This window comes from Cytobacillus luteolus (assembly GCF_017873715.1).
GTDB lineage: Bacteria > Bacillota > Bacilli > Bacillales > Bacillaceae_L > Bacillus_BV > Bacillus_BV luteola.
The window spans coordinates 58,256-79,992 of record NZ_JAGGKM010000008.1; the positions used below are offsets into that span (position 1 = coordinate 58,256).

Sequence of the window (21,737 nt, forward strand, 5' to 3'; positions counted from 1 at the left end):
TCAATCACAATAGTGTAAGATTATAAGTGTAATTATTAATAAAATGGGGTGACCATGTTGAACGATTACCCAATGGAGTATTATCAGTTCTTTATTCATTTTAACGAAGGTGATTACTACACCTGCCACGATCTTCTTGAAGAAATGTGGTTAACAGAGAAAAGCAATCTCTTTCTTAAGGGTCTCCTGCAAATGTCTGTAGCTATATACCACTATGAATATGGAAATGTGAAAGGTGCCCGGTTAATGATGAATGCTGGTCATCTTTACATCCAAAAATATCGTCCTTTTCATTGGGGACTAGATTTAGAAGAAGTAAACAGCTTCATTGAAAGATGCCTTTCTATTATACCACAACATATCGATCGAGTTCCGTTTGAAGAGGTAGAAACATTACCAAAACTGCCAGCCTTAATTTTATTTATGAAAGATGATAGTTAGAAGCTCGAAATATTCTAGCATTTCTCTTATAATAGAGAGTACAAAGACTTACTACCACTTGTAGTAATCTTACCGTTATTGTTAAATTGTAAAGCGGATTATATTCGGAGGTGGGATATTAAATGTTTACTGTTAAACAAGCATTAGAATTATCAAAGGTTCAGGAAACACTTGTCATTGGCTTATTTGAAAAAACGAATAAGTTAGAAGGGTTGGCTGCTGAGGTTGACTCCGTACTAGAAGGGCAACTAACAACTTTACTGAAAGATGGGGACATTTCAGCTAAGAAAAAATCAATCACAAAATTACATACTTTAGGTAGACTTTCGGCTAAACGCATTTATTTTGTAGGTTTAGGTAAAGAAGATAAGTTATCTTTTGAAGTTTTACGTGATACATATGGAAAATTATTTAAGACACTAAGGGGAGCAAAGATTGAAGAAGTCACCATTGCTCTAGACTCATTTACTACAGAAGCTATCGACCACACTGAAGCGGCCCATGCAATCGGTGAGGCAGTCTCACTTGCAACCTATCGATTTGCTGATTATAAGCAAAAGTCGAATGAACCTGAGAAAGACATTAGAGACGTTGTTATTTATAGTGATGCCGATTCAGAAGAAATCGAGGCAGGGTTAACAGTTGGTTATGCTTACGCTAAAGGAACAAACTCAGCTCGCACTTTGGTAAATCTTCCTGGCAATATGCTTACGGCAACTGATATGGCTAATTATGCAAAAGAGCTGGGAGAAAAATATCAGTTTGAAGTTGAAATACTTGAAAAAGAAGAAATGGAAAAGTTAGGTATGGGCGCACTATTAGCTGTTAACAAAGGCTCTGTTGAACCGCCTAAGATGATTGTGTTGAAATACCAAGGAAAAGAGAATTGGGAAGATGTGATTGGTCTTGTAGGAAAAGGGATCACATTTGATACGGGTGGCTATTCTATTAAACCTAAAGATGGAATTGTTGGTATGAAATCTGATATGGGTGGGGCAGCTGCAGTATTAGGCGCAATGGAAGTAATCGGTGAGTTAAAGCCCGAGCAAAACGTAGTTGCAGTTATTCCAGCTACCGATAATATGATTAGTGGTAGTGCGTTTAAACCGGATGATGTCATTACAGCGATGAGTGGGAAAACAATCGAAATTTTAAATACAGATGCAGAAGGTCGTCTTGCATTAGCTGATGCAGTAACTTATGCAAAACATCATGGAGCGGGCTATTTAGTGGATGTTGCGACTCTAACTGGTGGGGTAATTGTTGCACTTGGTAATGACATCACTGGGGCAATGACGAATAACGAGGAATTATTTGAACAAGTGCTTGAAGCATCAAATGAGGTTGGTGAGCCGATTTGGCGCTTACCAATTACTGAAAAACATAAAGAACGTGTTCGTAAGAGTCCAGTGGCAGACTTAAATAACTCACCTGGTCGTGACGGACATGCAATCTTCGCAGGTACTTTCATTGGTGAATTTGCAGAAGATACACCTTGGGTACATTTAGATATTGCCGGTACAGCTACTACTAATGCTGCATACGACCTTGGTCCTGCAGGCGCAACTGGGGTAATGGTTCGAACACTTGCAACGTTTGTTGAGAGGTTTACTACAGAAAAATAGATTACATGAAAAAGGACTTATCCGCTTCTATGCGGGTAGGTCTTTTTTGTTGTTTTTTTCCATTGACGGGTATTTAGGAATATGATAGTTTATTTTAGTGATTTAATTCTCTAACTCTCTAATATACTAAAGTGTTGAAATTTTGGAGGTCTTTATTATGAATGCTGTACTTATTGCGGTAGCTGTTATGTTAGTTTTAAGCTTACTGCGTGTAAATGTTGTTTTTGCCCTGGTAACCGGTGCACTAATTGGAGGTCTTACAGGGGGTATGAGCCTAGAAGCTACCATTTCGACATTTAGTAATGGTCTTGGAAGTAGTGCTGTAGTTGCGTTAAGTTATGCTCTATTGGGCGGTTTTGCAGTAGCTTTATCTAAGACTGGTTTACCAGACGCCATGGTGCAAATGGCACTAAAAATCGTTGGTAAAAATGGTGAATCTAAGAAGAAGTCTTATTCAAAAGTTCTTGTGGTCCTTATTATTCTAGTAATTTCTATTTTTTCGCAAAATGTAATACCTATTCATATCGCATTTATCCCAATTTTGATTCCTCCTTTATTGAAGGTGTTAAATGAACTAAGGTTTGACCGAAGATTAATAGCAACCGTAATTACTTTTGGACTAACAGCTCCTTATATATTACTACCTGTTGGTTTTGGAAAAATCTTTCATGATATTCTTCAAACAAATATGATGGATAGTGGGCTAGAAGTAAGTGTTAGTGACATTCCTATTGCCATGTTAATTCCCGTTTTAGGAATGTTAGTAGGACTTTTATGGGCAGTGTTTTTCTCTTATCGAAAACCAAGAAACTACCAGACTGTAGAAATCGCGGGTGGCACTGAAAATATTCCGGTAACTTTTTCGACTAAAAGTTTACTTTTTGCAGTTATTTCAATTGTTGTAGCACTGGTTGTACAACTTCAAGTAGATTCAATGATATTTGGTGCATTAGCAGGAATTGTTGTTATCTATGTAAGTGGTTCAATGAAATGGCGTGAAGCTGATACTCTGCTAACAGATGGTATGAAGATGATGGCCTTTATCGGCTTTGTGATGCTAGCTGCATCAGGCTTTGCAGATGTATTGAAAGAAACTGGAGATGTAGATCGTCTAGTAGAGCAGTCTGCGGCTATTATTGGAGGAAATCAATCCCTAGCAGCACTTCTTATGTTACTAGTTGGCTTATTAATCACAATGGGTATTGGTTCATCGTTCTCAACGATTCCTATTATTGCAACAATCTTTGTTCCCTTAAGCATTCAATTAGGGTTCAGCCCAATGGCCACGATTGCATTAGTTGGTACTGCAGCAGCACTAGGGGATGCGGGCTCACCGGCATCAGACAGTACGCTTGGACCAACTGCTGGGTTAAATGCAGATGGTGCACATAACCACATTTGGGACACATGTGTTCCGACTTTCTTACATTTCAATGTTCCACTCATTGTGTTTGGGTGGATTGCTAGTATGGTTTTATAATTGATAATATAGACTAATTGCTACCGAGAGGGTGGTGATTAGTCTTTTATTTTAGTGGATTTGGGTTTGGCCCGATTATAGTGGTATATGGCCCGATTTTGTTAAGTTTTGGCCTGATTATCACAGTATTCCGCCCGATTCCGCTTCAGTTTGGCCCGATTTCATTTCTAGAGAGTTACTCAGTTTAAAAGTTCACAAAAAAGCCACTTAATATAAGCAGGGAAACCCAGTTTTTAGGCGTATTTTACTTTATGTAATGAAGGAGAGTGATATATTGATAATAAAAACTTGGAAAAAGTCAATAGAATTATTGAAATTGGAGGCTCTGTTACGAAGATTATCTAAAAGTCATCCAAAAAGGCAATTAGTTGAGAAAGACTATGCAATTAAATCGGCGGGTTTTAGGGGGGAGCTATCTCTGGATTACCCTTTAGGATTTTTACCTGAAAAAGATTACTTAATATTTCATAACATCAGATTGAAGTTCAACGATAATTACTTCCAAATCGATACTCTTTTAATTTCTCCTAAATTCATCCTCATCCTTGAATCAAAAAATATCTCTGGAATATTGGAATTCGACCACTTAAACAAACAACTTATTCGAACTTTTAACGATAGTATTAACGTCTATCCAGATCCGGTACAGCAAGTTAAATTGCAGCGTTTTCAACTTGGTTCCTGGCTAGAGTTAAATAAAATAACAACGATTCCAATAAAGACTCACGTAGTAGTCACAAATCCAAATTCACTAATAAGAATCGTTCCCCGAAATACATATTACCAAAAGAAAATCATCAGAAGCACTATCCTGTTTGAGAGAATAAAAGAACTAAGTACACAATTCAACAATGATTTATTATCTAGAAAAGAAATTAGAAAGCTTTCAAATCTCCTCTTAAAGCTAGATACCCCTTTAAATCCGGATATATTAAAAACATACCAAATTAATCCTAATGATCTAGTAAAAGGTGTTCACTGCCCGAGCTGTGATACAATTCCAATGGCTAGAGTAAGGGGGAGCTTTTTATGTCCACAGTGCACCACAATTTCTAAGGACGCATACCTAGCTTCATTAAGTGACTATGCCCTTCTAGTTAAGCCTACTATTACCAATACTGAGATGAGAGAGTTCTTACTCATTCACTCAGCATCAATCGTTAAAAAGATGCTTGCTACCTTAAATCTATCCTATACTGGGACGACTAAGGATAGAAGATACCATCTTCCTTCAAATGAATAAGAAAAGGCTGGTAATAAAATACCAGCCTTTTCAAGTTATGAAGCTTTCGTCGTAATCGTATTCACACCTGAATTTCTTTTTAATGCATAGTAAATTCGTGGAGCGATCATGGCAGCAAGAATTGTAAAGACTATGTCTTTAACGGCAAACCATGTCATAACTACCCAAGCAGTACCATAGCCCATTTCAACATCCATCCAGACATTTAAAGCAAGGTACATGTAGTTAGTACCTATAAAATAAATAGCTGCAATACCAGCAAGAGATGCAGTTATAAAAACCGATAGATTTGGTTTTTCTTTTGATTCAACAATCTTTCCTGCAAGATAAGCAGCAGCAATATAAGATAAAATAAATCCACCTGTATTTCCGATGATAACACTGATTCCTGAACTAAACTGAGCGAATACTGGAGCACCTGCGATCCCAATTAACATATAAACAGTCATAGAGATAGCACCAAGTCTACTACCTAATAGTAATCCTGCTAAAATAGCAAAAAAGGGACCCATAGATAAAGGGACATTGGCAACTTGTAAAAAGGGTGCCCATGAAGTAATGTTAGCGCCAATTGCCATTAGAGCAGCGAACATTCCGACATACGTAATATCAATAGCACGGAATTTAGAGTTTGTAATAGATGACATAAATTATGTAAACCTCCTAAAATATGATGTTAACAAAATAGTATCGGAAAAGTTGCATTTATGTCAACTTATTTTTACATTTAGTTAACCAAATCGTGAATGGTTGACAAATTAAACTTATCGAAATATGGTGACAATAGTAAAAAAGGAGGGATACCTTTGTACTTTGGAAAAAAAGTTGAAAATAAAAATGAAAGAATTCCTCCAAACCAGCATGTAACAACGTCTTTTCCTGTGTTGCATCATGGCAATGTTCCTTACTATAGGAATCTTCATGAAGAATGGAGTCTAACCTTGTTTGGGCTAATCGAAGGAGAGGAGAAGGTACTAAGTTATGATGATTTTTACAAGCTACCACAAGCTAATTCTTTAAATGATATTCACTGTGTAACAGGTTGGTCTAAGCTTGATAACACATGGAACGGTGTATTCGTTAAGGATCTAGTAAGGGGAATTCAAATTAAGCCAGAAGCGAAGTTTGTCATTTTACATGCAGAAGAAGGCTGGACAACAAATCTACCTATTGAAGATTTTTTGAAGGAAACAAGCATGCTAGCACATTCTCATAATGATAAACCATTAACTCCGGAGCATGGCTATCCTGTTCGAATGGTAATTCCACATTTATATTTTTGGAAAAGTGCCAAGTGGATCCGCGCCATTGAGTTTACAGATAAAAATAAGCCCGGATTTTGGGAAAGAAATGGGTACCACATGTTCGGAGATCCCTTTAAAGAGCAGAGGTTCAGCTGGGATTAAATTAAAATGATAATAGTACGTAAGCTACGGTCATATATTTACAGAAGAAAACGAATAAGTCTAAAAAGTCTGTCGTAACAAAGGAGGACACCCTAATGCTAACTAAAATTGTATTAAGATGGCACTTTGTTAGAGCGAGGTATTTTAATGCCTTATTCGAATCATGTCTTGACCCGACTTTAAAAAAGAAACTAGAATTAAAACTGAACTATCACTTAGATAAAATGATTGAATTAAAATCAGAAGCCTCTAGTTAAGGGGCTTCTGATAGTTTTTCACGCTTCACGTAAAATCGGCATTGTGCAGCATCGGAATGATCCACCAGATTTAATAATTTCAGTTATATCTACTTCAATTACCTCAAAACCTCTACTTCGAAGTTGTTCATTTACCCCTTTATTTACCGGTAAACTTAGTATCCTTTTATTTCCTATAGATAAAATATTTGTGCCTAACGTAAATTGTTCCTCCTTACTCACTTCGATTAATTCATATCGTGAAGAAAGAATATTCTTCTCTTTTTCGGTAAATGCCTCAGGGTAAAAGAGTGCAAGGTCAGGAGAAATAATATTAAAAACACAATCTAAGTGTAAAAATTTTTCAGTAAAAGGAATGGCAACTACTTCGAAGTCACACATTAAACTTTGCATATGCTCAATTGCTTTCATGTCAGTACGATCACTTAACCCTATAAAAACAGTGTCCCGATCGATAATGACATCCCCACCCTCAATATGATCTCCAATCAAGTTATAATAGGAAATTTCATTATCTTCAAGCCACTTTTTTAAAACATTTTCTTCTCCTACTCGTGCATCAGCTGCCATTTCAGCAACATAAGTGGTTTTTCCTAAAGTAAATCCAATATCTCGAGTAAAAACTTGTTCATGAAATTTTTCGTCTGCAGGTAATAGAACAACTTCAATACCGTTGCTCTCTAAAGTTTTTACTAACTCCTTGTGCTGTTGCATTGCCTTTTCAATATGTATGCCTTCTTTTTCAAAATGCCTTTGTGTTTCATTTATAACATCACGTATTGTCATATATTTTGGCTCACATAGAATTACTCTCTTCAAAACATCATATTCGGTTCGACAAAAAGTCGTTCTGCTATCGTTAGTCATAACTATTTTATTCCTCCAATGATTGTTTATCCTTATGCTACCCAATTGCAAGGAATTTATAGAAAGGTAAATGAGGTTTAGAATTCCTTTAAAATCTCAATACTAGTAGAAAATAGAGCAGAAAAGAGTGGCTTATATGTTACAAAATGAAATAGAGGATGTTTTTAATTGTTATGGTAATGGTCATCTATACGAAAAACTTAAATATCCACTATACCTCTCAGGAGCGATTGATAAAATAGAGATTGAAATGCTTGAGAACTTTCTAGAACTATATAATTTTGATAGTGAGAAAACTCTTCTTTTCGATGAATTTATGTATCATTTCAGAATCTACGAAGCAGTTTTAAATTTAAATGACCTACCTATAAAATACTTGTAAAAGCCAACTGTCTTTGGGTATAAGCAGCTGGCTTTATCTTTTTATTAGGTTCTTTTCTAAAAAAATGCATCGTTATTAAATTTATATAGATTAATAGTGGATTGGAGCGGAAGTCACTTGACTCCTGCGGGAAGTAGAGGAAAGGTCGAGACCCCGCAGACGGACGTCGAGGAGGCTCGACTTACTCCCCGGGGAAAGCAAGTGACTGTAGCGGAAAGGAACGGTCCATGTTAAATTGAAAAACAACATTCTTTACATGAGCGTTTACTAATAAGGATAAAACACTCAACTTCTTGATTTTTGTCCGGACTTCTTTAATAAAATTTTAAGACAAATGAATTATAATGAAGTTAAAATAGTTGATTGGTGTGAATTTATATGAGGATACTTATAGTTGAAGATGACAATTCGATGCTTGAGGTCATTTGTACAGCGCTTAGAAATGACTCATATCAAATAGATGCATGCAGCACAGGTGATGAGGGATTGCTCTACGCCTCAAATGCTGTGTATGACCTTATCATCCTTGATATTATGTTACCAGGAGCAGACGGATTAACAATTGTTAAACACATTAGAAAACGGGGATTTGATACCCCTATTTTGCTGTTAACGGCTAAGGATGCTATAGAAGATAGAGTAAGAGGGCTCGATTCTGGCGCAGATGATTATCTGACAAAGCCGTTTGCCATTTCTGAATTATTGGCTCGTGTTCGTGCATTGATTCGTAGGAAAGCTGGAATGCAATCAGAGGGACTTCTAAAGTATGGTCCTATAAGCATTCGAAGTGATGTTCACGATGGGTATGTAAATGAACAACCTTTGAAATTGGCAGGGAAAGAGTATGATTTGTTGGAGCTCTTTTTAAGGAACCCCAAACGAATACTAACAAAAGATCAGATATTTGATAGCATCTGGGGGTTCGAGTCAGATTCAGCACCTAGTGTAATCGATGTTTATGTACACCATTTACGAAAGAAACTAGCAAATTATAATTGTCAGGGATATATTGAAACGATTCGCGGTGTAGGTTATATGATGAAAGGAAATGAGTAGGATGTTTAGGAAGACTAGACACAGATTAGCGTTTACAAATGCGAGTATTTTGTTTGTTATTTTAATCTTGTTTAGTAGCGCGTTATACCTCTTTACAGAACAGCGCATTTATTCTCAAATTGATTCAAAAATGGTTACGGAGGCTAAACCGTATTTATTGGACGAGAGAAGGCTGGTATATATAAATCAAAATTATAATAATCGTTCAAATTTAACTAAGATAGCACAAACTCCAACGCTTTACTTACTATGGGATGGGAATCGAAATATCGCTTTTCAGTATCCCTTAACCGTTTTTAAAAACGATGAATTGCTTTTTCTCTCATCTACACTTTCTAGTTCTAAAGGAGAAACGGTTGAAATTCAAAATAGCTCATTTAGAATCATTAATTTTGTTGAAAGATATGAAAATGGAGAAGAACGAAAAATTTTACAAGCCATTCGTAACATTGATCAAGAAATAGGCATGCTGAAGGACCTTAGAATCATCATTCTAGTTGGTATTGGGGTAGGGATGATTGTTGCTATTATCACAGCTTTTTATTTAGCACAGAGAGCACTTAAGCCAATTCAGGTATCATGGGATAAACAGCAACAATTTGTTGCAGATGCATCGCATGAATTACGTACACCTTTGGCGGCTATCCAAGCAAATACAGAACTTTTACTACATCAACCACACCAAACAATTGAAAGTGAAAGTAAGACAATTGCAAATGTGCTAAAAGAAACAAAAAGATTAAATAAGCTAGTCGATCATTTATTAACGCTTGCAAGGTCAGATACAAATCAGCTGCAGTTGCAAAAGGTAGAGCTACAGCTTGATAAGGTCATTCAAACTGTTATTGAGCAGTTTAGTGTTTTATGTGAAATTAAAGGTGTATCTTTTGAGGCCACTATAGATAATGAGCTAAAGATGGCTGGAGATGAAGAGAGAATAAAGCAATTACTTTATATCATTCTGGATAATGCTTTAAAATATACTCCTGAAAAAGGAGTTGTATCACTAACGGCACAAGAAAATGGTCGTCAAGTAGTAATTATTGTGAAAGACAGTGGTATGGGGATAAAGGATGATGATTTACCTTATATATTTGATCGTTTTTATAGGGGAGATAAGTCTCGTTCTGGAAATGGTGCAGGACTCGGATTATCCATTGCAAGATGGATTGTAGAAGCTCATTCTGGAAGAATAGTGATTAAAAGCCAGGAAGGAAAAGGCACAGAGGTGAAGTTGACATTCTAAATTGTTAAAAAAGTAAAAGCAAATGGGCATCTGATTTAGTGTCATAAACTCAATTGCAACAATATAATGCCCATATCTGGGAAGTTGGAGAGGTGTTAGGCAATTGAGTATAGGAATATTAATTATGGGCCTTGTTGTAGGTTTTTTAGTAGGTTTAACAGGTGTAGGTGGTGCTGCGCTTTTGACACCTTTTTTAATCTTACTGGGAATTAATCCTGTGGTTGCGGTTGGTACTGATTTTGTTTATAACTCTATTACAAAGTTGTTTGGATCAATCCAGCACTATCGACAAAAGACAATAAACCTACAGTTGGTGAAATATTTAGCAATAGGAAGTATACCTAGTGCACTTATTGCACTGCTTTTTTTGCAAATATACGGAAATACACAATATCTACAAGGTGAGATTATTAAAACGGCTTTAGGCTATGTGTTAATCATTGTTGCAATCGCTACAATTATAAAAACCCTGTTTGGACATCACTTTAAACAGAATACTTATATTGAAAAACCATTGGATCAAAAAGTTACAATTACCATTATAGTTGGGGGCGTTTTAGGTTTTATAGTTGGGTTAACTTCTGTTGGTTCAGGATCGCTCTTTGCCTTAGCAATGCTATACTTATATAATTTAAAAGCGTCAGAACTTGTAGGAACGGATATTGCACATGCTTTTATTTTAGTTACTGTAAGTGGAATTATTCATATGGGCCTTGGAAATGTTAATTTTATGCTTGTACTAAATTTGTTAGTAGGTTCCATACCAGGGGTAATCTTAGGAAGTACTCTTTCAGCAAAAGTTCCTGTCAAACCTTTAAGGACAATAATAAGTGTAATAATTTTAATGAGCGGAATTAAATTAATTTATTAGGCACCCGGGATGATTTTAATGAATCATCCCTTTTTAAATTATCAATACTATGGAAAATACATAACTGCTCTTCCATTAATTCAAGAGAATGAAATGATATGAAGATTGATATGATATGAATAGCAAGGAGGTAAAAAGGAAATGTATGATAAGGTCATAAATGATCTAAAAGAAGAAAACACTAAAAATAATTCATTAAACCATGGTTTAGATCCTGAGCTAGACTTACGAAATGTCAATTTCGCTACAGGAGAAAATCACTACCTAAGCGAAAATGCTAGTCAGGATGAACAATATACAGGACGGTGAACATAATGGCACGTGATGAAAGGTTAAATGAAGAAGGTGCTATGAATAATAATTTAACTGCATCTACCTATGTAACAAATCCTGAAATTAGACAGCAACATAAAAAACCAAGACTAATCCCTCGAAAAAAATAAAACAATCTAAGATGCAATGAGTGAATTCATTGCATTTTAGATTGTTTTGAACGTAATTTCAAACCACCTATAACAATCAATATATTGAGAATGATTATACCTGCTAATACAATCATAGATTGATGTTTTGTCCATAAAGTGGAAGTAGTCCGAATAAACTCATGTAAACTAGGCTCAGAAATTGGTTCATTTCGCTTGTCAACATAGCGAATATGCTCAATTGTACTCCCGGATAAAGTTGGCCTCCATTGACTATTTTCACCTTTAACTAGCCAAATCTTAATGATGTCTCCTTTTGTAATATCTACTCTCGATGGACCTACGTACTGATTTATATTCCAGGATGGTATGTAATGGTACTGTACATTCAACTTATGATTGGTATGAAGATTTAAATCTTCTGGTTGTTTTAAGATTTCATGTACTAAAAGGACCATTTCTCTTGTTTGTGATGGGTGAGATTTTGAGGTACTAATATCCTCTAGTAGTAAATCATCGATGACTTCAGCGGTGACTATTAATGTAGATTTCTGTTTTTTTTCTTCTACCTCATTTGGAGGTGGGGCGGCATAAGTGGATACAGGTAAAACGAATAATAAACAAAGTAAGGCTATAATCTTTCTCATATATCGTACCTCTCAATGGGCTTTTACCTATTAGTCGAATATAGTTCTATAATGTTACATGAAAAATCCACCAAAGTACTTTTTAACTCTGGTGGTTTTTAAGTATGCTTGTTACCCCCTCCAAAGAAGTGCAACGGTTAGCTTACAGCAATCTGTTTGACCGACTTTCGACTTAAAGGTCATATTTATACCGTCAGGATTAAAAGAGGTTTCGACCTTAGACTTAATTCCGGTTGATTGTATTAGTCGATCAACTTCTTGTAGATGTGACTCTTGTGCAGCCGACATTACTTTCTTAGCAAAATCCTTTGATTCTGCGATGCGTTTTAAGACAATACTCGCATCATTCATAAGCTTTTGCATTTCAATGGCTGATTCATTAAAAAGTGTCGGATCCACGTCTGGATATTGTCTATAAGTAGGATATGAATACCAATGATAATTAGGATGAAAAGATGGTATTCCTTGTGGATACGTGGACTGAATCATTGGATAATTTGGTGTAGGAAACACATGCATCTGACTAACGTTATGATATGGGTAATTGTACAAACTTTGTCCCTCCCTAGCAAAACTCCATACCATTATATGTACAAATACCCACTTAGGTGCCTGAACCAAGTAAATTGACACATCTAATCATTTTACTGTTTTAGGTTAATTTTTTCATAACAACCCTCTCCCATAGCTTCCAAGGTAGCAACTTTTTTAAAAGTAATCCTACTCGTACTCCTTTTCCAATGGGATACCTAAGCTTTGTTTCACCTGGTTTTTTACATGCGATGTTTTTAACTAGCTCTGCAACCTCCTGTGGGTCACCATATTGATTCTGCCCTAATTCAAGTTGATCCTCGATCTTTATCATCATTGGTCTGTATGGCGAATGGGGATCCAGTGAATTTTTTGCTATTTGTTTACCAGAACTCCATATATTCGTTTTGTATGAGCCTGGTTCAATAAGAGCTACTTCTATTCCGAAAGGTTTCACCTCTAGTCGAAGGGACTCACTATAACCTTCTAGTGCAAATTTGGAAGATACATAGGGAGAAAGGCCTGGAAATCCAATGTGCCCACTTATACTACTAATGTTAATAATTTTACCTACTCTTTGTTTTCTCATAAAAGGCAACACAGCTTGTGTAACTGCAATCAATCCAAAAAAATTAGTATCAAACTGTTTCTTATACTCATGTATGCTTACTTCTTCAGCAAAGCCTCCTAATGCAAATCCTGCGTTATTCACCAATACATCTATTTGTCCTAAAGTTGGTAAGAATGTTGTGAATTCCTGTAAGGATTGTTCACTTGTAACATCTAAGCTTTGAAACTTTACAGATTCCTGCAAACCTAATTGTGTTAAGACCGTTAATAAGCGCTCTTTTTTCGAAAGGTCACGCATGGTAGCAATCACTTGAAATTGTTCTTTTGCTAGCTCAATCGTTGATAGAAATCCAAAGCCACTTGACGCTCCAGTAATTATTGCTACTTTTTTCATAGGGCCTCCTGTGTTTACGGTTTACTTAAGTGTACTTTCAGATGTCTATTCTATTCAATAGGTAATTTTCAATAATTATGTAAAGCTAGCATACATTGATATAGTAACTACCTCAAATGTGAAGGAAGGATAAATGAATGTATCCAAATTCTTATTTTTCTTATCAAAATGGATTAGTCCAACATAGGTCTGCAAATCACTATAAAAGCCCAATCATAGAAGTGGAAGGGATTGGACAACTCAAGGTAAGGCCTGATATTGTTAGTGTAAGATTTGGTGTGTTAACGGAAGGTATGGACGTTCAAAATGCACAAGACGAAAATGCAAAGATAATAAATGATATTATTGAAGCTATCGTGAATGCTGGGGTTCAAAAAAATCAAATTGAAACAGTATCATTCTCTGTTAGTCCACAATATCAATACACAAACAATGAAAAAATACTACAAGGCTATGAAGTGAGACATCTCCTCTCTGTGAGGCTAGATGATGTGCAAAAGGCAGGAGTGATCTACGATATTGCTTTTAATGAAGGTGCCAATATTGCTGAAAATCCAATCTTTATGGTCGAGAATGAACAAGCCTACCAGATGGAAGCTTTACAGAAAGCTTTGCAGAATGCAGTTATTAAAGCCACTACTATAGCAAATACCCTTGGTGTGACTTTAAGTCAACAACCATTACGTGTAGAGGAAATTAGTACAAATTTCATCCCAAGAGAGTATGGTGTACAGGAGGTAGCTGCAAGTATGGGGACAGCGACTCCTATTCAAGTAAGAGAGATTGAATTTCAAGCAAGAGTAGAGGTTCAGTTTACTTTTCATTAACTTAGGAAAACAATAAGACAGTAGATAATACTGTCTTATTGTTTTGAAATGTAGGATATTTTTTAGTTAGTAAAATGAAGGGATGTAGCAGGTATGAAAGTAAATTGGTTAATCATTTTTTGTTTAGTAATCTGTGTCGGGTGTGCCGGTGACCGTATACAAAATGAAACAATTGAAGTATTCAAAGATCAGCCTGAGATTATTTCTATACAACTAGATATTCCGTGGTCCATTTCAAAGGTAGGGAGATCTTTATTTATAACTGAGCGAAAGGGAACCCTTTTAAAGGTTGATGAAGAAACGAAGCAAATAATACCACAGGAGCTGAGTTTGAATAAAAAGATTTATCATATAGGAGAAGGAGGTTTATTAGGATTTACATTAACACCTGATTTTGAAACTAGTAAGGAAGCTTACATATATCATACATATGAAGAAAATAATGAAATACTAAATCGTGTAGTATTAATTGAAAGAGCAGGGGATGTATGGGTTGAGCAAAGATCTGTACTCGAAAATATACCAGGTGGACGAATACATAATGGAGGTAGACTTAAGTTTGGCCCTGATGGATATCTTTATATCACAACTGGTGATGCTGGTGTTCCAGACAATGCACAGAACTTGGTTAATCTTTCTGGTAAAATTTTGCGGATGGAGAGAGATGGTTCTATTCCGAGTAATAACCCATTTGATAATTCCTATATCTATTCTTATGGTCACAGAAACCCGCAAGGACTCACTTGGGATGGTGAAAATAATCTATATGCAACAGAACATGGACAAAGTGCTCATGATGAAATTAATTTGGTACGACCTGGACGAAACTATGGCTGGCCAATTATTGAGGGTAATGAAAAATCACCTGGTTTAGAAACGCCACTTTTCCAATCGGGCAAAGATACGTGGGCACCATCTGGGGTTGACTATTATAATGGAAAACTTTATGTAGCTACTTTAAGAGGACAAAGTGTTCGAAGTTTCGATTTAGATACTATGGAGATAAGCATTGAATATAATCAATCAGGTAGAATGAGGGATATCCTTATTCATGATAACACTTTATATGCTTTGACAAATAATAAAGACGGTAGGGGAAGCCCACAAGAAGATGATGATAAGTTAATGAAAGTTAATATTGATTAAAGGAGGTAATAATCCCCCCTTTAACAATGCGTTTTTATCCCTATCTTCGATGTTCAATAAAGGATGATGTATAAACATTTGAAATTATCTGGAAACGATGTACAATAAAAGAAAAGATAGAAAAGGGGGATAATATGGATATTAAGATGAACCGAGAAAATACACTCGTTGAAGCACTTGGAATTGAGTTTAAGGAGCTTTCACCAGAGCGAGTGGTTGCAACAATGCCTGTAAATGAAAAAACTCGTCAACCATTTGGAATTCTACATGGGGGTGCTTCAGTAGCACTAGCTGAAACAGTTGCCAGTGTAGGTACCTACAACTTAGTGGATCAAGAAACAGAAGCATGTGCTGGACTTGAGATTAATGCAAATCATATAAAGTCGAAGAAGGACGGGATTGTGACTGCAATTGCAACTCCATTACATAAAGGTCGGACAACAATGGTATGGGACATTAAAATCGTGGATGAAGAAGAAAATCTAATATGTGTTTCAAGATGCACAATGGCTGTTTTAAAACTTAAAAAATAACGTAAAAACCGAGATGACTAGTCTGTCACCTCGGTTTTATTTATGATTTTACTTTTTGTTTTACTTTTAAATCATCTCTAACACTATTCTCCCATAGAGGAACCCCAGAATTATATGCTGCACGACTAATTAGATGTCCAGCTACTGGTGCTGTTAAAAAGATGAATACAATCGCTAAAATTAATCTTGAATTCATATAGCCATTTTCTAGCCAAAAGAACAAAAAGGTACCGAACAAAATGAACAGAACTCCTAATGTTGCACTTTTTGATGCTGCATGATTACGAGTATAAATATCCGGCAAACGAATTAAACCAATCATAGTTATAATACTAATTACTGATCCTAGAAGGATAATTACCGCAAAAGTAATTTTAAGAGTTTCGATCACGTTCTATGACGACTCCCTTCTCAAGAAACTTAGCAAAAGATACGGTTCCAATAAAGGCAACAATACCTATTAAGAGTATGACTTCCAAGAAAGCTTCCGTTCTTAGAAGGACAGAAGTAATAGCGGTAATTCCAACTAAGTTAATTCCGATAGCATCCAATGCAATAACACGATCTGGTACCGTTGGACCTTTTACCACTCGGTATAAGAACCCAAGAGTTGCAACCGATAAAAGCAGTAAAGATACGTTTAAAATAATATCTACCATTATCGGCTCACCTCCTTGATTGCTTTTTCAAATGTATTTTTTATTGTATTAATCGAGCTGTTTACATCCGGTACATCCATAGCATGAATGTAAAGGGTTTTCTTGTCATCTGACACGTCAATCACAAGTGTTCCGGGTGTTAAGGTAATTAAATTTGATAAAACCGCGATTTCCCAGTCTTCTTCAAGTTCTATTGGTAAAGCAAAAATCCCGGGTTTTGCATCAAATTTTGGTTTTAAGACGATCTTTAAAATTTCAAAATTTGATAATATAAGTTCTTTTATAAATAACAAAATTAGCTTAATTACAGCATAAATATTTGCCAAGTAGAAGCGGTGATTAAAAAATCGCCGAAGGATAAAAATCATTAATAAACCTACGAGGTAACCTGCAAAAAATGCTGCAAAATCATACGAGTTGGTTAAAAACATCCATGTAAACGCAATAAGTATATTAAGTAATAGTTGAAAGGCCATTTTTCACTATCCCCCTAACACAGCTTGAATATAGATTGAAGGGTTCATTAGTGTTTCAGCAGCTTCGCTTATATAAGGATAGAACCAATCGGCACCTACTCCAAGAATAATTGATATTGAAAGTAATAGAGCGCATGGGTACAATAACCCTTTTGTTGTACCTTTTTCTTCTTCTTTAGCTAATTTTGTTTCTCCCCAGAATCCATTCAAAAAGATCTTAAAAACTGAGTAGAGCACAAGCAAGCTTGATAATAATACCAATCCGGCTAGCCAATAGTGTTCACTTTCAAAACCACCAGTTACAATTAATAGCTTACCTACAAATCCACTTAGTGGTGGGATTCCGGCTAAAGTTACAGCTGCAACAAAAAACATCCAGCCTAGTAAAGGATGATTTCTGATTAATCCTCCCATTTCCTTTAAGTTATTTGTTCCAGTAATAACAATCATGGCTCCTACTAATAAAAATAGTGCAGCCTTTATGACCATATCATGAACAACATAAAAGATAGCTCCAGATAAGGCAGTTGTAGAGAATGCAGCCAATCCAGCTAAAATGACTCCGACAGCCGTCATAATATTATAGATGATTATTTTCTTAACATCCCAATATGCGATAGCACCGATAACACCTACAATAATAGTGAAACCAGCTAGTATTCCTATAATTGTATGAGTAAATGCAACATCCTGATTAAAAATCAATGTAAACACGCGGATAATTGAGTACACTCCGACTTTTGTTAAAAGTGCGCCAAAAAAAGCAGTAATTGGCGTTGGAGGTGCTTGATAAGATCCAGGTAACCAAAAGAATAGAGGGAATATTGCAGCTTTCATTCCAAATACGACTAAGAATAAAATGGCAATAACCGTGATTATTCCTTCATTACCGATCTCATTAATTCGAACTGATAAATCTGCCATATTTAATGTACCAGTAACCGCATATAGATAAGCGACAGCTGTAACAAACAAAGCAGAGGAAACAATGTTAACTAAAATATACTTAATTGATTCTCTTAACTGAATTTTTGTGCCACCTAATACTATTAATACATAAGAAGACATCAGCATAACTTCAAAGAATACAAAAAGATTGAAAATATCACCAGTTAAAAATGCACCAAGTATTCCTACAATCAAAAATTGGACGACCGAGTAATAGTAAAATCGCTCTCTATCAATGCCAATTGATTTGAAGGAATACAAGATACACGCTAAAGAAACAATGGAAGTAGTAAAGACAAGAATAGAAGCGAATAAATCTGCAACTAAAACGATTCCAAACGGTGCTTTCCAATTTCCTAAGTTTAAGGTTTGGATCCCATTATCATAAACGAATTGTACCAAGTAACCCGAGACAATAACAGTTAATACAGCTGAAAGAGCACTTATCCATTTTTGAGCTAGGATATACTTATGTAGGAATATTAAAGCAATCCCAGCTAATAATGGAATAAGCAGTGGTAGTATTACTAAATTATTCATTACGATCAGTTCCCCTCAATTTGTCCATGTTATCTGTTCCAAGTTCTTGGTAAGAGCGATAGGCTAGTACTAAGAAGAAAGCAGTAACACCAAAGCTAATAACAATCGCTGTCAAAATTAAAGCCTGAGGCAGCGGGTCTGTATAAGCACTGGCATTTTCTCCAAGTAACGGTGCAGCCCCTCTTTTTAATCCTCCCATTGTTAGTAGTAACAAATGTGCTCCATGGCTTAGAAGTCCAGTTCCAATAATGATACGTATTAAACTTTTAGATAAAATGAGGTAGGTTGCAGCAGTAAATAATATGCCGATGATAAAAGACATTACTATCTCCATTATTCATCCTCCCCAATTGTTTGTATGATGACCATAACAATTCCTACAACCACCAGGAAAACACCAATATCAAATAATACTGCTGTGGCAAGACCGGTTTTCCCGATGATCGGTAGATCAAAATAACCAAATGTATGTGTTAGAAATGGAACATCAAATAGAAATGCACCAACACCTGTTCCAACTGCAATCAGTAATCCTAATGCTGTCATGCTGATGAAATTGAATGGGAGTATGCTACGGACCGTCTTCATGTCAAAAGCTAATAACAGTAAAACAATTGCTCCAGCAGCCATCAGTCCGCCAATAAACCCACCACCTGCCGTATAGTGACCAGCCAAGAACAGGTTGATTGCATATGCAAAAATGATGAAGACAAGAATCTTCGTCATCGTTTGAAGAATTACATCGTTTGTTTTCATCCTTGTCTCCCCCTTGTTAGACGGAGTTTTATCATTGAATAGATCCCCAGTGCTCCGATACCAAGTACGACAATCTCAAATAAGGTATCAAACCCTCTAAAGTCTACAAGTATAACATTTACCATATTTTTACCACCGGCTTCAGTGTAACTTGCATCAACATAATAACTTGATATCGAGTCAAAAAGTCTTGTGCTATTTGCTGATAAAGCGATTAAAGTAACAACAGTTCCAACACCTAAAGAAATAAGTAAGTTCGTAAGTCGGAAAGAAAGTCGCTTTTGTTGTTTCTTATACTCAGGCAAATGGTAAAAACAAAGTAAGAATAATGCTACAGATACTGTTTCTACTAATAGTTGAGTTAATGCTAAGTCCGGTGCCCTAAATAACACGAAGAATAAAGCAATCGTGTAACCAACGGCTCCAAGAGCAATAATTGCTGATAACCGAGACTTTGAAAATAATATTGTTAATACTCCTGCTACTAAAACCAAGGCTAAAACAACTTCATATAATCCTACTGGCGCTGCCGCAGTAAAATCTACAATAAAAGCATTCTTGGTCAGTAAAGAACCACCCAATGCGAAAATCATAAAACCAAATATAAAAACTAGGTAATTTCTAATAAAGCCTGTCATGTAAAGACTATTTAGTTTGGTTGCTGATCTTTCCATGGATATTAGCCCGTGGTCATATAAATTATTAAGTGTTAAGCGCTTTGGAAATAGGTCATACAAGCCAGACCACTTTGTTAATGTTAAAAATAGGGCTGACCCTATACCTACTACTCCAATAGTCATAAATAACTCAAGGTTCCAACCGTGCCAAAAGTAGATCTTTGTATTGAACGATCCCATTTCCAGAAGAGTAGGGTGAATGGACACCATTGCCGGTTCTATTAAACTCTGTGCAATGAGGTTCGGAAAGAAAGCAATAATAATTACTAATGAAGCTAAAACAATTGGTGATATTAGCATACCGATTGGAGCTTCATGTGGTTTCTTATCAAGTTCCTCTGGTTTGTATTTTCCTGTAAAGGTTTTGAATACCAAAATCATGCTGTAAATGAACGTAAAAATACTTGCAATCCAAGCCAGTATTGGAAACAGAATTCCCCAAGTTTCGAAATTAAAAATATCTAATGTGGATGCGTGAAGCATCGCAGTAAAGAACATCTCTTTACTAAGGAAACCGTTAAAAGGTGGTAAACCAGCCATTGAGAACGAACCAATGATTGCTAATGTAAATGTTATCGGCATTAATGTCATTAAACCGCCCAATTTACGGATATCCCTTGTTCCTGTTTCATGATCAACAATTCCTACAACCATAAATAGACTACCCTTGAAAGTTGCGTGATTGATTAAGTGAAAAATTGCTGCAGTTGTAGCAATTAAATAGATATTGTCATCAAGATAGTCATAATGTAAGGCTGCTGCTCCGATTCCTAGCATTGACATAATCATCCCTAACTGACTAATTGTCGAAAAGGCAAGGATTGATTTTAAATCGGTTTGTTTTACAGCGGAGAATGACCCCCAGAAAAGGGTGATGATTCCAAATCCAGCAACGAGCCATAACCATTCTGCTGACCCGGCGAAAACAGGACTTAATCTTGCTACAAGGTAGATACCTGCTTTTACCATTGTAGCTGAGTGTAAATAAGCACTTACCGGAGTAGGAGCTTCCATAGCATCCGGCAACCAAATATGAAATGGAAACTGAGCAGATTTTGTAAAAGCTCCAAGTAGCACTAGCAATAATGCTGGAATAAATAAAGGATGTGAAGGAATTGTATCTGCTTGTGCAATTAATTCACGAATACTAAAAGTATCAGCCATCATACCTAAAAGAATAAAACCAGCTAACATTGATAAACCGCCAAACACAGTGATTAGCATTGATTTTTGGGCACCATATCTTGATTTCTCTCGATGATACCAATATCCAATAAGTAAGAAGGAAGATAAACTGGTTAACTCCCAGAAAGTATAAAGAACAATTAGATTATCAGATAAGACAACCCCAAGCATTGCTCCCATAAACATTAATAGATAAACATAAAACGTATGTAAGGATTCTTTGTCCTTCGACAAATAATAAATGGAATATAAGACAACAAGTGCTCCAATTCCTGTAATCAAAAGGGCAAATAACAGCCCTAGTCCATCCACATATACTGTGAAATCGATTCCTAGTGATGGTATCCAGGATAATGTCTTTGTTGTTGGGTTACCCTCTACATTACCTTTTATAAACTGTAAAAGATAAATGAATAAGATGACCGGTAAAACAAGGACGAACCACCCAGTATGAATCTTCCTGAAATGCTTATATAACAGCGGAATGAAAACCGCCAGCAAAAAAGGAGACAAAATGGCTAAATGTAACAATGACAATGTAGTACCCCCCTA

General features: G+C 35.9%; 27 protein-coding genes. 15 read left to right on the plus strand and 12 right to left on the minus strand.

Features of this window, described 5'->3' with window-relative positions:
- The first annotated feature begins 57 nt into the window (after window positions 1-57).
- The 4 genes from J2Z26_RS19475 (at window position 58) to J2Z26_RS19490 (ending at window position 4,789) form a co-directional block, all read left to right on the plus strand.
- Window positions 58-441 (plus strand): DUF309 domain-containing protein, encoded by a 384-nt coding sequence (locus tag J2Z26_RS19475; RefSeq protein ID WP_193534911.1) that lies wholly within the window; start codon window positions 58-60, stop codon window positions 439-441.
- Between the two features lie 122 nt (window positions 442-563).
- Window positions 564-2,066, plus strand: a complete 1,503-nt coding sequence (locus J2Z26_RS19480) for a leucyl aminopeptidase (protein ID WP_193534912.1) — start codon at window positions 564-566, stop codon at window positions 2,064-2,066.
- Between the two features lie 157 nt (window positions 2,067-2,223).
- Window positions 2,224-3,546, plus strand: coding sequence for a Na+/H+ antiporter family protein (locus tag J2Z26_RS19485; protein WP_193534913.1), 1,323 nt, complete (start codon window positions 2,224-2,226; stop codon window positions 3,544-3,546).
- Between the two features lie 274 nt (window positions 3,547-3,820).
- The gene (locus J2Z26_RS19490) at window positions 3,821-4,789 is read left to right on the plus strand and encodes a nuclease-related domain-containing protein (RefSeq protein WP_209794415.1); all 969 of its coding nucleotides are present in this window, start codon (window positions 3,821-3,823) and stop codon (window positions 4,787-4,789) included.
- A 35-nt stretch (window positions 4,790-4,824) separates the two neighbouring features.
- Here J2Z26_RS19490 and J2Z26_RS19495 read toward each other — a convergent pair whose 3' ends face one another.
- Complete coding sequence (locus J2Z26_RS19495; RefSeq protein ID WP_193534915.1) at window positions 4,825-5,436, minus strand: biotin transporter BioY; 612 nt, start codon at window positions 5,434-5,436, stop codon at window positions 4,825-4,827.
- Between the two features lie 159 nt (window positions 5,437-5,595).
- On the opposite strand from J2Z26_RS19495, the gene J2Z26_RS19500 reads away from it, so the two are divergent.
- Entirely contained in the window at window positions 5,596-6,195 is a 600-nt protein-coding gene (locus J2Z26_RS19500; protein WP_193534916.1) for a sulfite oxidase-like oxidoreductase, read from the plus strand.
- A gap of 95 nt (window positions 6,196-6,290) precedes the next feature.
- Entirely contained in the window at window positions 6,291-6,452 is a 162-nt protein-coding gene (locus J2Z26_RS19505; RefSeq protein WP_193534917.1) for a hypothetical protein, read from the plus strand.
- A gap of 18 nt (window positions 6,453-6,470) precedes the next feature.
- Here J2Z26_RS19505 and J2Z26_RS19510 read toward each other — a convergent pair whose 3' ends face one another.
- Window positions 6,471-7,319: a dimethylarginine dimethylaminohydrolase family protein gene (locus J2Z26_RS19510; protein ID WP_193534918.1), complete on the minus strand. Its 849-nt coding sequence runs from the start codon at window positions 7,317-7,319 to the stop codon at window positions 6,471-6,473.
- Window positions 7,320-7,446: 127 nt separating this feature from the next.
- On the opposite strand from J2Z26_RS19510, the gene J2Z26_RS19515 reads away from it, so the two are divergent.
- The 6 genes from J2Z26_RS19515 (at window position 7,447) to J2Z26_RS22345 (ending at window position 11,317) form a co-directional block, all read left to right on the plus strand.
- Complete coding sequence (locus J2Z26_RS19515) at window positions 7,447-7,701, plus strand: hypothetical protein (RefSeq protein WP_193534919.1); 255 nt, start codon at window positions 7,447-7,449, stop codon at window positions 7,699-7,701.
- 378 nt (window positions 7,702-8,079) lie between these two features.
- On the plus strand, window positions 8,080-8,757 hold the full coding sequence (locus J2Z26_RS19520; protein WP_193534920.1) for a response regulator transcription factor: 678 nt from the start codon (window positions 8,080-8,082) through the stop codon (window positions 8,755-8,757).
- 1 nt (window position 8,758) lies between these two features.
- Window positions 8,759-10,003, plus strand: a complete 1,245-nt coding sequence (locus J2Z26_RS19525; protein ID WP_193534921.1) for a sensor histidine kinase — start codon at window positions 8,759-8,761, stop codon at window positions 10,001-10,003.
- A 103-nt stretch (window positions 10,004-10,106) separates the two neighbouring features.
- Complete coding sequence (locus tag J2Z26_RS19530; protein ID WP_193534922.1) at window positions 10,107-10,874, plus strand: sulfite exporter TauE/SafE family protein; 768 nt, start codon at window positions 10,107-10,109, stop codon at window positions 10,872-10,874.
- 141 nt (window positions 10,875-11,015) lie between these two features.
- Window positions 11,016-11,183: a hypothetical protein gene (locus tag J2Z26_RS19535; protein WP_193534923.1), complete on the plus strand. Its 168-nt coding sequence runs from the start codon at window positions 11,016-11,018 to the stop codon at window positions 11,181-11,183.
- A gap of 5 nt (window positions 11,184-11,188) precedes the next feature.
- The gene (locus tag J2Z26_RS22345; protein ID WP_264467076.1) at window positions 11,189-11,317 is read left to right on the plus strand and encodes a hypothetical protein; all 129 of its coding nucleotides are present in this window, start codon (window positions 11,189-11,191) and stop codon (window positions 11,315-11,317) included.
- 26 nt (window positions 11,318-11,343) lie between these two features.
- Here the strand turns inward: J2Z26_RS22345 and J2Z26_RS19540 are convergent, their stop codons facing one another.
- From J2Z26_RS19540 to J2Z26_RS19550, 3 genes are all read right to left on the minus strand, one after another.
- The gene (locus J2Z26_RS19540) at window positions 11,344-11,943 is read right to left on the minus strand and encodes a hypothetical protein (protein WP_193534924.1); all 600 of its coding nucleotides are present in this window, start codon (window positions 11,941-11,943) and stop codon (window positions 11,344-11,346) included.
- A gap of 111 nt (window positions 11,944-12,054) precedes the next feature.
- A complete protein-coding gene (locus J2Z26_RS19545) occupies window positions 12,055-12,495 on the minus strand; it encodes a YuzC family spore coat inner layer protein (protein WP_193534925.1) in 441 nt (146 codons plus the stop codon).
- Window positions 12,496-12,595: 100 nt separating this feature from the next.
- Window positions 12,596-13,438: an SDR family oxidoreductase gene (locus J2Z26_RS19550; protein WP_193534926.1), complete on the minus strand. Its 843-nt coding sequence runs from the start codon at window positions 13,436-13,438 to the stop codon at window positions 12,596-12,598.
- A 137-nt stretch (window positions 13,439-13,575) separates the two neighbouring features.
- Between J2Z26_RS19550 and J2Z26_RS19555 the strand changes: the two genes are divergently transcribed.
- The 3 genes from J2Z26_RS19555 to J2Z26_RS19565 all read left to right on the plus strand — a co-directional run bounded on the left by J2Z26_RS19555 (window position 13,576) and on the right by J2Z26_RS19565 (window position 15,944).
- Window positions 13,576-14,265 (plus strand): SIMPL domain-containing protein, encoded by a 690-nt coding sequence (locus J2Z26_RS19555; protein ID WP_193534927.1) that lies wholly within the window; start codon window positions 13,576-13,578, stop codon window positions 14,263-14,265.
- 93 nt (window positions 14,266-14,358) lie between these two features.
- Window positions 14,359-15,411: a PQQ-dependent sugar dehydrogenase gene (locus J2Z26_RS19560; RefSeq protein WP_193534928.1), complete on the plus strand. Its 1,053-nt coding sequence runs from the start codon at window positions 14,359-14,361 to the stop codon at window positions 15,409-15,411.
- A 146-nt stretch (window positions 15,412-15,557) separates the two neighbouring features.
- Window positions 15,558-15,944 carry a hotdog fold thioesterase gene (locus J2Z26_RS19565; RefSeq protein ID WP_193534973.1) on the plus strand — a complete coding sequence of 129 codons (387 nt, stop codon included), beginning with the start codon at window positions 15,558-15,560 and terminating at the stop codon, window positions 15,942-15,944.
- Between the two features lie 40 nt (window positions 15,945-15,984).
- Here J2Z26_RS19565 and mnhG read toward each other — a convergent pair whose 3' ends face one another.
- The 7 genes from mnhG to J2Z26_RS19600 are packed head-to-tail and all read right to left on the minus strand — an operon-like array spanning window position 15,985 to window position 21,722.
- The gene (mnhG, locus tag J2Z26_RS19570; RefSeq protein WP_193534929.1) at window positions 15,985-16,335 is read right to left on the minus strand and encodes a monovalent cation/H(+) antiporter subunit G; all 351 of its coding nucleotides are present in this window, start codon (window positions 16,333-16,335) and stop codon (window positions 15,985-15,987) included.
- Entirely contained in the window at window positions 16,319-16,603 is a 285-nt protein-coding gene (locus J2Z26_RS19575) for a Na(+)/H(+) antiporter subunit F1 (RefSeq protein WP_193534930.1), read from the minus strand. The genes mnhG and J2Z26_RS19575 overlap by 17 nt, the downstream gene beginning before the upstream one ends.
- Window positions 16,603-17,079, minus strand: coding sequence for a Na+/H+ antiporter subunit E (locus tag J2Z26_RS19580; RefSeq protein ID WP_193534931.1), 477 nt, complete (start codon window positions 17,077-17,079; stop codon window positions 16,603-16,605). Before J2Z26_RS19580 ends, J2Z26_RS19575 begins: the two co-directional genes overlap by 1 nt.
- 6 nt (window positions 17,080-17,085) lie before the next feature.
- Window positions 17,086-18,567, minus strand: a complete 1,482-nt coding sequence (locus J2Z26_RS19585) for a Na+/H+ antiporter subunit D (protein ID WP_227413628.1) — start codon at window positions 18,565-18,567, stop codon at window positions 17,086-17,088.
- Window positions 18,560-18,901, minus strand: coding sequence for a Na(+)/H(+) antiporter subunit C (locus J2Z26_RS19590; protein ID WP_193534932.1), 342 nt, complete (start codon window positions 18,899-18,901; stop codon window positions 18,560-18,562). The genes J2Z26_RS19585 and J2Z26_RS19590 overlap by 8 nt, the downstream gene beginning before the upstream one ends.
- Window positions 18,901-19,323 (minus strand): Na(+)/H(+) antiporter subunit B, encoded by a 423-nt coding sequence (locus tag J2Z26_RS19595; protein ID WP_193534933.1) that lies wholly within the window; start codon window positions 19,321-19,323, stop codon window positions 18,901-18,903. Before J2Z26_RS19595 ends, J2Z26_RS19590 begins: the two co-directional genes overlap by 1 nt.
- Entirely contained in the window at window positions 19,320-21,722 is a 2,403-nt protein-coding gene (locus tag J2Z26_RS19600) for a Na+/H+ antiporter subunit A (protein WP_193534934.1), read from the minus strand. Before J2Z26_RS19600 ends, J2Z26_RS19595 begins: the two co-directional genes overlap by 4 nt.
- Window positions 21,723-21,737: the final 15 nt, after the last annotated feature.